The sequence below is a fragment of the Parabacteroides sp. CAG:2 genome (assembly GCF_000436315.1).
In the GTDB taxonomy this organism is placed as follows: Bacteria; Bacteroidota; Bacteroidia; order Bacteroidales; family Tannerellaceae; genus Parabacteroides; species Parabacteroides distasonis.
In genome coordinates, this window is sequence record NZ_FR885281.1 from 1 (window position 1) to 9867 (window position 9867).

The window sequence follows — 9867 nt, forward strand, 5'->3', positions numbered from 1 at the left end:
AAGGAATTGATGTCGCCTTCGACGCCATCAATAATGTATAGCGGAGTCGTGCTGCCGTTTGTTCCGGCACCACGAATGTTGATATCGAAACTCTTACCCGGCTGGCCGGAGTTCGCTACGATATTGACGCCCGGGCTTTGGCTCTGCAAGGCACCTAGCGGGTTTGTCGTGTTTAATTTTTGGATATTCTCTCCCTTTACTTGAAGGGTAGCACCTGTCACCAACTTTTTCTTTTGTACACCATAACCTACTACCACTACCTCGTCCAAGCTCTGTGAGTCCTCTTTCAAGGTGATCTGTAAGTCGGATGTTTGGGCGGTTACGGGAATCTCTTGGGTCATATAACCAATGTAGGAGATCTCTATGATAGAGCCGGGGGCGGCCTCTAAGCTGAACTTACCATCCAAATCGGTTATCACTCCGTTTGTCGTTCCCTTTACGATAACATTGGCACCGATGACTTCCATTCCTGTTGCGTCTTTCACGGTACCAGTGATTCTTTTTGTTTGTTGCATGACTTCCATCGAAGTACTAGGGGCGGCTAACATTTGTGGTATGCCACCTAGCTGGAAGGCCATACATGCGCCTAAAAACAGCGTCGTTTTCTTAATTGTTGAATTCATTATTTTTTACATTAAATCATATAAGGCTAAACTAAAATTCATTTACTCAATAGGGTCATTAGCGGTTAACTGCTAAAAACATTAGATTTTCGGTCCTTCCTCATAGGCAATTGTTTTTTGTTGTTAATATGTATTGTTAATTTCTGTCGCAAAATTACGTCGGATCCCAAGTGCGTTCAAATACTATTTTATCCAAGAATAATACTTTTTTGCCGGAGTGTATTTTTAACACATCGATGGGGTAGCCGTAGGCATGAAAGCCTTTGTGACTGGTCGCGAAGATAGATGTGTGAAGGAAAAGAGAAGGGGGGATTTTGTATAGAAATAGGGGGGGATATGTATTTATCCCTGTTAAAAAGGTCTCTTATACAATGATTTTTGTCTTTTTGTAGTTATCCCGGAACTCTTTGGGAGAGCAGTTTTTCTTTTTCTTAAAGATACGGTTGAAGTTCGAGAGGTTATTGAAGCCGCAGTCATAACAAATCTCCGCGATGGATCGTTGCGTGTCCACCAGCATGCGGGCGGCGTAACCGATACGGATATCGGTGATATAGTCGGAGAGGGTCTTCCCTGTCCTTAACTTGAAAAAACGGCTGAAAGCGGAAGGGGCCATACCTACGAGTTCAGCCAGTAGGTTCAGGCGGATATCCTGTTGGTATCGCTCGTTGATGTAATTTTGTACTTTTTGGATACGACGACTCTCGGAATGTATATCCGTTATTTTAGCGAACGAGGAACTAGCCAATACTTTGTAGTCCTCCTCGATGGAAAGCTCATACAAGATGGTCAAGAAGTTGATGACCGCATAAAAACTTTGCTCCTCGGAAACCAGCTTTTCCAGTAAATGGTAAACCTTCAAGATGGAAGACATCGGGAAACTGATGCCGCATTGAGCTTTCTCCAACATTTTCCGGATACTGTTGAATTGGTTTTTCTCCAATATATTATTCCCGAAGAGATTGGGAGAGAACTGGATCGTGATCTCATGGATCAGAGGCGATTTACATGCGTTCTGCTCCCAGACATGTTCCAGTTCTTTCCCGGTTATCAATACTAACTCGTATTCTCCGATCACTTCCGCGGAATCACCGACCACACGCCTTACCCCCGGAGCGTGCTCAATGAAATTGAGCTCGTACTCCAAGTGGCAATGGATCGGATAGGTAAATTCTGTCTTACGCCGGTCTACGATGTAAAAGCAGTCCTTTTCCGATAGTGGGGTTATCTCGCGGATAATGTCCATTCTCTGTTGACAATTTAGTTAGTGAGCCTCGGTCAGCTCTATGACCTTGCTATGGGCATGAGCCGTAGAGAACACGTTCATTCCTATTTTCATCAAGAAATCTCCGCTGAAGGTACCTCCGTCGGTAACCAAGGTCGATTTCTGGCCCGGCATGAGGTTTATCTCTTGTACCTTATATTTCTTATTCGGGTCCAATCCTTGTAGCTTTACGGGGAAAGTCTTTTCTCCGAAGCGAGGGTGGATATCATAAGCGAATAGGACGGATTTGCTTTTTGCCTTATCCACGTACATCACGGATGAATGGTTGGTATCGTAAGGGGAGACTAGACGGTACAGATCGCCGTCGAGGATCGTGCCCTTTAGACGTTTGTAGTTGGCAACTGCTTCTTGGCAGTATTTCATCTCGTCATCGTTCATTTCCTTCAAGCTGATATCGAAGCCCATCTTACACATCATGGCCACGTCGGTACGGAACTTGATGGAGGTATTCTTGTTCCAGCTAGTCACGTGGGCGCACATTGCCTTTGCCGGGAAGAACTGGGAGAATCCCCATTGGATATACAAACGCTCGATCGGATCGGTGTTGTCGCTGCACCAGAATTCCGTGAAATATTTCAATGCCTCGTAATCACAGCGGGCACCCCCACCGGAGCAAAGCATGATCGGTAGGTGAGGGTATTTCTCGGCTACCCGTTTGAATACGTTATAGACACCTCGTACATGGTCGATATACAATTGATTCTGTTTCTCTTTAAGATAGGGGGAATAGACATTGGTAATCGGGCTGTTGCAATCCCATTTGAAGAAAGCCAGATCCGGATTCTCGATCATGATATTATCCACCACGCTGAATACATAATCCTGTACTTTCGGGTTGCTTAAGTCTAAGACAAGTTGGTTGCGATAGTAATAGGTCTCACGATTCGGTAGATGGATCGCCCAGTCCGGGTGTTTCTCGAAAAGTTCGCTCTTGGGGTTTACCATCTCCGGCTCGATCCAGATACCGAATTTCACGCCGGCATCTTTAGCGGCCTGCACCAGATGAGGAATGCCGTTCGGCAACTTATCGTGTGTAACCTCCCAATCGCCCAATCCGGCCTTATCGTTTTGACGAGGGTATTTATTAGCGAACCAACCATCATCCAGCAAAAACATATCTACACCTAGATGCTTGGCTTCTTTCATTAGTTCCTCCAATTTCTTCTCGTTGAAATTGAAACCGGTCGATTCCCAGTTGTTCAGTAGGGTAAGGCGATCGCCTTTACCATCCTTGATCTGGTAATTACGTGCCCAATCATGGATATCACGACTGGCTTTTCCGGTTCCTTGGTTACTCAACGTAAAGATAAACTCAGGGGTGACGAACCATTCGTTCGGCTTCAATTCATAGGCGGACGCATAGGGATTGATGCCGGAGATGACACGAAGGTTACCGGCGTTGTCCACCTCGAACGTAAAGCGGTAGTTTCCAGTCCAACCGATCGTTCCCATTAAAACATCTCCTGTATTCTCGCTGGCCGGGGCACCTAACCCAATCTCAAAAAACGGGTAAGCGTGCATGGCGGCACGGGAGCCTAGTTTCGTATCGATAATCTTTTTCCCGAATTTCAAGTCTTGGCTGCTCATCTGTACTTCCTTGGCCCAGTCACCGCTAAACTCGGTCAATACATAGCGAGGACTCTCGAAATAAAGCATATTGGAAGCGTATTGGGTAATCGTGACCGGTTTTTTCTCCATATGACGAATCTCGGTCCAAGCCTTGATCACGTTTTCTTTAGCGAAGGTTACATAATGTAATTTAGCCTCCACTGGGTATACATCGTCTTTCAGGGAGATAATTGTCTCCGTAACGTTATTGTCTAGTTTCTTAGATTCGCTGGAAACATACTTGAATATGCTAGTCATGTTTCCGTCGTTATGCTGGATGGCGAAAGCCGGTTCGAAATAATCCTCCGCTCCTGAACAAGGATACACTTCCCATCCACGGGTTGATACGCTGCCATCCGTTCCGGCTTGGATATTCCATGAGAGGTTCTCAAATTCGGATTCGTTTACTAATTTATTTCCCAGATAAGTTTGGTAGAGCCGTCCGTTGGGGGCTACTTGTAAAATCAAGTCCGTCTCGTTGGTCGAGATTAAGATCATCTTTTGATCGGCGGCTTTTACGAATGGCAAACAAAAACACAAAAGGATAACTGTAAGTAATAGATTTTTCATGGTAAATTATTTGAATGTGTAAATAGTAGAGACGTAGCGTGCCACGCCTCTACTAGAATACATATTGTAATTAATTCTGCTCTTTCAGGATCACGTCGTGAGCGCCACCCTCAACGATACTTGTAGAGGAGACAAGCGTGATCTTGGCATGCTGCTGCAACTCTTGGATAGAGATGGAACCGCAGCTACACATCGTAGCGATCATCTTACCCAATGTTACGTTTAAATTATCTTTCAATTTTCCGGCATACGGTACATAGCTGTCCACGCCTTCCTCGAATTTCAAGGACTCGTTTCCACCCATGTCATAGCGCTGCCAGTTCTTCGCACGGTTAGATCCCTCACCCCAATACTCCTTCACGAAGTTGTTTCCGATTTTCATCTTCTTCGTAGGAGACTCGTCGAAGCGGGCGAAATAACGGCCCATCATCAGGAAGTCGGCACCCATAGCCAACGCTAATACCATATGGTAATCGTGTACCAAGCCACCATCGCTACAGATAGGGATATAAACGCCGTGTCTCTTGAAATACTCGTCACGAGCTTTCGCTACGTCGATCAAGGCGGTAGCCTGTCCGCGACCGATACCTTTCTGCTCACGGGTGATACAGATGGAACCACCACCGATACCTACCTTGATGAAATCCGCTCCGGCGTCAGCCAAGTAGTTGAAACCATCTTGGTCAACCACGTTTCCGGCACCAACCAGTACCTTGTCTCCGTAGGTATCCTTGATCCAGTGCAAGGTCTCGTACTGCCATTCGGAATAGCCGTCGGAAGAGTCGATACACAATACGTCAACGCCAGCCTCTACCAATGCCGGAACACGTTCCTTATAGTCGCGGGTGTTGATACCGGCACCTACTAATAATTTCTTATCTCCGCCGGATAACTCTTTCGGATTCTCACGGTGGCTATCGTAGTCCTTGCGGAATACGAAGTATTGAAGCTTCTGATCCTTGTCGATGATTGGCAATGTATTCAACTTATGATCCCAGATAATCTGGTTCGCCTCTTTCAAGGTCATGCCTAGCTCGCCAACGATTAGTTTAGCGAACGGGGTCATGAAATCTTTCACTTTCATGTCGATCGGGTCTTTGCCTTCACGGTAATCGCGACTGGTTACCATACCTAGCAATTTGCCGTTAGGCGTACCGTCATCTGTCACACCAATCGTAGAATGTTCTGTCCGGCGGACTAGCTCAAGCACGTCGGCCAAGGTATTCTCGGGCGTAAGGTTAGAGTCGCTGATAACGAATCCGGCCTTGAATTTCTTTACTTTGCGAACCATATCCGCTTGGCTCTCGATCGGTTGCGAGCCGAAGATGAAGGAAAGTCCTCCGTTGCGAGCCAACTCGATTGCCAGTTTAGGGCCGGAAACCGATTGCATGATCGCGGAAACGAAAGGAATATTTAATTCAATAGCGGATTTCTCGCCAGACTTGAATTTCACAAGCGGCGTTTTCAATGAAACGTTTGCGGGAATACATTCTTTGGTGGTTAAACCGGGAATAAGTAAATACTCACCAAATGTTCTCGATACATCGTTTAAGTAGATTGCCATAAGATTTTATATTTACAGGATGAGTTTTTTTAATTGCGCAAAAGTAGCGATTTCTGTTCATATATGAATCACATGTTTACATGAAATGTTCGAAATATGCGTCACGCAACATTTATAGTTATGGATTTGTTATTAATGTAGATTTAAAAAGGAGGAAAATATGAGAGTTGTAGTTGATAAGGCTCAATCCAGAGGGTATGCGAATCACGGTTGGTTGAAAACACATCACACGTTTAGTTTTGCTAATTATTACAATCCGGAAAGGGTTCATTTCGGGATGCTACGTGTATTGAATGATGATTCCGTGGCGCCGGGTGAGGGATTCGATATGCATCCACATAAGAATATGGAGGTTATCTCCATCCCGTTAAAGGGATATTTACGCCATGGGGATAGCATAAAGAATAGCGAGGTGATTACGCCGGGAGATATTCAGGTGATGAGCGCCGGTACCGGTATCGTGCATAGTGAGTTCAACGACAGCGGTAATGAACAATTGGAGTTCTTGCAAATATGGGTATTTCCCCGTGAGGAGAATACCAAGCCTCATTATGCCAGTTATGACGTGCGTCCGGTTACTTCGGAAAAGAATAAGTTGTCCTTGATCATCGCTCCGGATGGTAGCGCTCCTGCGTCGATCAACCAAGACGCTTGGTTCTCTTTAGGAAACCTAGATGCCGGTCAAGTAAAGGAGTATAAGCTACATAGTAAAAATAATGGGGTTTATTTATTCGTGATCGACGGAGAGGTGGAGGTAAGTAATACGATCCTGTCTAAGCGTGACGGGGCCGGATTCTGGGAAACCGAAAGCATTACGATAGAAGTCTTGAAGCACGCTAAAGTTCTTTTGATAGAAGTTCCGATGATGAAATAAATGTTGATAGGTTAGTGCTAGCGGGTATCTTAATAGTTGATGTAACAAAGCTATTAGGGTACCCGCTCTTTCTTTTTAATGTTTTATCGGTTTATCCGTGAAGTAATCGATCATCTGTAAGATCGCCCGGCTACAAGCTGGACAGAATGGAGCGTAATCACGCATCATACAGTGATCCATCGGGCGATAAATGCCTTTAGCGATGTAACCGCCTCCCTCGAATACGCCTGCCTTATCTTTATGAGCGTCATCTAATGGGGTAGGTACCGGTGTATTAGCCGGCAGAAGATCTTTCCATTTAGCATCGAAGTTAACCAAGGTCGTGATGTTCGGTTCCCAAGGCTCGTACTTCAAATTATAAAAATCTTGATAAGCGACCTCGGAACTGAAGTATTCATCGGCTAGGCCGGCGAAACTATGTCCGAACTCGTGAACGAATACGACTGGGGTACGTGGGTTATCGGCGGTTCCCATGGCATAAAAATTATACATACCGCCACCACCGTAAGCGTCCGTGTTTACCAAGATGAAGATTGCGTCGCAAGGAGCGTTCCATACGGCGTCACGTATAGACTTCATATCCGGGGTGGTTAAATAGCGATCTACCCCAAACGTATAATAACCGGAATTCAATGCGGTATTCTTGAATATACCTTTACCGGATACATCTGTTCCCGATTCTTCCGAAACGGCATCTACCGCCCAGACATTGAAATCTTCCCGGCGAGTGTCATAAGGCGGGGTCTTAAACAATGCCTCCGTAAAACGTTTGGCATCAGCTACAAATTTCTCTTGCTCGTCCGCCGTATAACCTTCCGCTAAGAATACGAGGTCTACTTTCCCGGAGGAATCCCCGTTATATCGGATTTTTGTGATCCGGTTTTCCTTGAGTTTCCCCCGGTCAATAAAAATACTGGCCGGATCAATCTCTTGTTTCAATAAAGGATGGAACTGCATGTCGGCCTTGTCTCTTGCCGTAATCTCAATGATGACAGGAGCTTTCGGATAGGGGATAGAGATGCTATTTGTCCAAGATTGTGTCTCGGTCTTCGCTTGCTCCGTACTTCTCCATTCTTCGAATAACGTATTGAATCCTCGTGAGTAGATCAACTCTTTACCGGCTTTATCATATACATTAATATAATACCCTCCATAACCAAACGGATCGATCAAGTTTTTGACCGGCCCCGCCCAGACAGGTTCTTCCCGGAGTTGTTGTATAGCGGCGGCTTGGAAATCCCAATTTCCACTCAATGCGAAATCAATCCGGAGACTTTTCTTCGTGAAGTGTTTTTCAAAATTAGTTTGTGCCAGACAAGTGAAACTGTAAAGAATGGCGAATAATAATAAGGTTATTCTTGCTCTCATAGATCTATAATATTTATCATGTGTCAACTTTATGACGCAAATGTATATTATTTTTTTTTAGATTTGCCACGATTAGTGTATTATACTCGTTTATAAATAAATTAGACCTATGTTTAGAGAGATCAGACGAAAAGACCGGATTTTGGATAATGAGTTGGCAATTCGTTTATTGGAGGAGGCGGAATATGGTTTTTTGGCCATGTCGGGGATAAATGGGTATGGGTATGGAATCCCGATCAATTATGTAAAGGAAGGGGATTCTATTTATTTCCATTGCGCTCCGGAAGGGTATAAGCTGGAATGTCTACGAGAAAACCCGAAAGTGAGTTTCACGGTAGTTGGCGCTACACAAATCGTTCCGGGAAAATTCACGACAGGTTACGAGAGCACTATCGCTTTTGGAGAGATACATTTGGATTTGCCGGAAGAAGAGCGTCGGTATGCCTTGCGGCTACTCGTGAATAAATATTCATCGGCGTTTAAGGAGATCGGCGAAAAGTATATTGAGAAATCTTTTTACCGGACTAATATCTTACGTCTAGATATCTCGCATATCTCGGGAAAGTGTAAACGATTGTCTCAATAGTATAAGAAAGGGGGCCTAGCCCCCTTTCTTGCAATATATCAATGATGGCTTAAATAATTAGAGACTCCTGCGTTTGTCGCTTTCATGGCGTCTTTTCCTTTGGACCAATTTGCCGGGCAAACCTCGCCATATTCTTCGAAGTGCTGTAAGGCATCGACCATACGGAGAGCCTCGTCTACGTTACGGCCTAATGGTAAATCGTTGATTACATAATGACGGATCAAGCCCTCTTTGTCAATCAGGAACAGACCCCGGTAAGCGACCGGATTTCCTCTGGAGATAAGTTCTCCACTTTCGTTTGTAATATAATCAGCGGCTAATACGCCAAAGTTTTCAGAGATGGTTTTGGAAAAATCGGATACGAGTGGATAAGTCACCCCATGGATACCTCCTTTATTCTTATCTTGGTTTAACCATGCGAAATGAGAAAATTGAGAATCGACGGAGCAACCAACCACCGCTACGTTACGTCTTTCGAATTCCTGTAACTTTTGTTGGAAGGCATGTAATTCTGTCGGGCAAACGAATGTAAAGTCCATCGGATAGAAAAACATGACTACATACTTCTTGCCTACATATTGTTCCAAAGAGAAATCCTCGATGATCTCATTGCCATTCACTACTGCCGGAGCGTGGAATTCCGGTGCCTTTTTACCTATTAATGCTTTCATATTATAATTAATTTGTTTGTTAAGTAACAAGCGTAAGTGAAGGTTTGTTGTTGCTTTTTTAGTAAAGAGACTGATTTTCTTGTGAAATAGACCTAAAGTTTATGCTTTAAAATTTCTCTGATTTTCAAAGATTTTATTTCTTTGTAACTTATTGATGTTAATAAAGAAAGTATATGGAGGTTTCCGAGGTAAAACAGCGTTTGCTGACAGATTTTTTTACATATTATCCCATGGGAGGTGCTCTGTATGATAAAAACGGTGCGCTAATTGATATAAATAAGTCCTTAAACGAGAAATTTCCTTTTACAAATGAAGCGGACTTCTTATTAAATAATCTTTTTCGTACAGATTTGTTGACCGATCTTCAAAAACAATATCTGCGTGGGGGAAGCGTGGTTTCCGGTTCTTTGCCTGTACCGTATTCTATCATCCCCTCAATGAAAGAGAATAGAGAGATTCTTGGATATACCTTATTATTAACGGGTAATCCGGCGGTCGGGCAGGAGGCAGCCGGTTATGACCGGGAATTGAAGGAATTGACGGACATGTCGCAAAAGATGGCGGAAGCGGTTCCTGATACGATCCTTTTGGTAAACAAGCAATTGATCGTAGAGCGGATTATCGCTTATGCTGTGGAGACTTGTATAACGCCGGAGTCGATCAATCGGCGTATCGATGATCTTCCGGGTTTCATTTATCCGGATGAGACTAAGCGTCGTGT

Annotated in this window: 8 protein-coding genes and 1 pseudogene; 3 read left to right on the forward strand and 6 right to left on the reverse strand. The window is 44.4% G+C overall.

The window, feature by feature from the left end:
* From QVP94_RS06395 to QVP94_RS06410, 4 genes are all read right to left on the reverse strand, one after another.
* Positions 1–623, reverse strand: a 623-nt coding sequence (locus tag QVP94_RS06395) for a carboxypeptidase-like regulatory domain-containing protein (protein ID WP_288213192.1), incomplete at its 3' end; no start/stop codon positions are given.
* 364 nt (positions 624–987) lie between these two features.
* Complete coding sequence (locus QVP94_RS06400; RefSeq protein WP_022192219.1) at positions 988–1866, reverse strand: AraC family transcriptional regulator; 879 nt, start codon at positions 1864–1866, stop codon at positions 988–990.
* Positions 1867–1884: 18 nt separating this feature from the next.
* The gene (locus tag QVP94_RS06405; protein ID WP_022192220.1) at positions 1885–4083 is read right to left on the reverse strand and encodes an alpha-galactosidase; all 2199 of its coding nucleotides are present in this window, start codon (positions 4081–4083) and stop codon (positions 1885–1887) included.
* Positions 4084–4153: 70 nt separating this feature from the next.
* Positions 4154–5647, reverse strand: coding sequence for an IMP dehydrogenase (locus QVP94_RS06410; protein WP_005855263.1), 1494 nt, complete (start codon positions 5645–5647; stop codon positions 4154–4156).
* A 160-nt stretch (positions 5648–5807) separates the two neighbouring features.
* Here QVP94_RS06410 and QVP94_RS06415 point away from each other — a divergent pair, with 160 nt between their 5' ends.
* Positions 5808–6521, forward strand: a complete 714-nt coding sequence (locus QVP94_RS06415; protein WP_008774439.1) for a pirin family protein — start codon at positions 5808–5810, stop codon at positions 6519–6521.
* 75 nt (positions 6522–6596) lie between these two features.
* Here QVP94_RS06415 and QVP94_RS06420 read toward each other — a convergent pair whose 3' ends face one another.
* On the reverse strand, positions 6597–7889 hold the full coding sequence (locus QVP94_RS06420; protein ID WP_022192221.1) for a M64 family metallopeptidase: 1293 nt from the start codon (positions 7887–7889) through the stop codon (positions 6597–6599).
* 109 nt (positions 7890–7998) lie between these two features.
* Between QVP94_RS06420 and QVP94_RS06425 the strand changes: the two genes are divergently transcribed.
* Positions 7999–8475: a pyridoxamine 5'-phosphate oxidase family protein gene (locus tag QVP94_RS06425; RefSeq protein ID WP_005855269.1), complete on the forward strand. Its 477-nt coding sequence runs from the start codon at positions 7999–8001 to the stop codon at positions 8473–8475.
* Between the two features lie 38 nt (positions 8476–8513).
* On the opposite strand, the gene QVP94_RS06430 is transcribed toward QVP94_RS06425, so the two are convergent.
* On the reverse strand, positions 8514–9146 hold the full coding sequence (locus QVP94_RS06430) for a peroxiredoxin (RefSeq protein WP_008774437.1): 633 nt from the start codon (positions 9144–9146) through the stop codon (positions 8514–8516).
* 173 nt (positions 9147–9319) lie between these two features.
* On the opposite strand from QVP94_RS06430, the pseudogene QVP94_RS06435 reads away from it, so the two are divergent.
* Positions 9320–9867: pseudogene (locus QVP94_RS06435) on the forward strand (sensor histidine kinase); the annotation flags it as partial.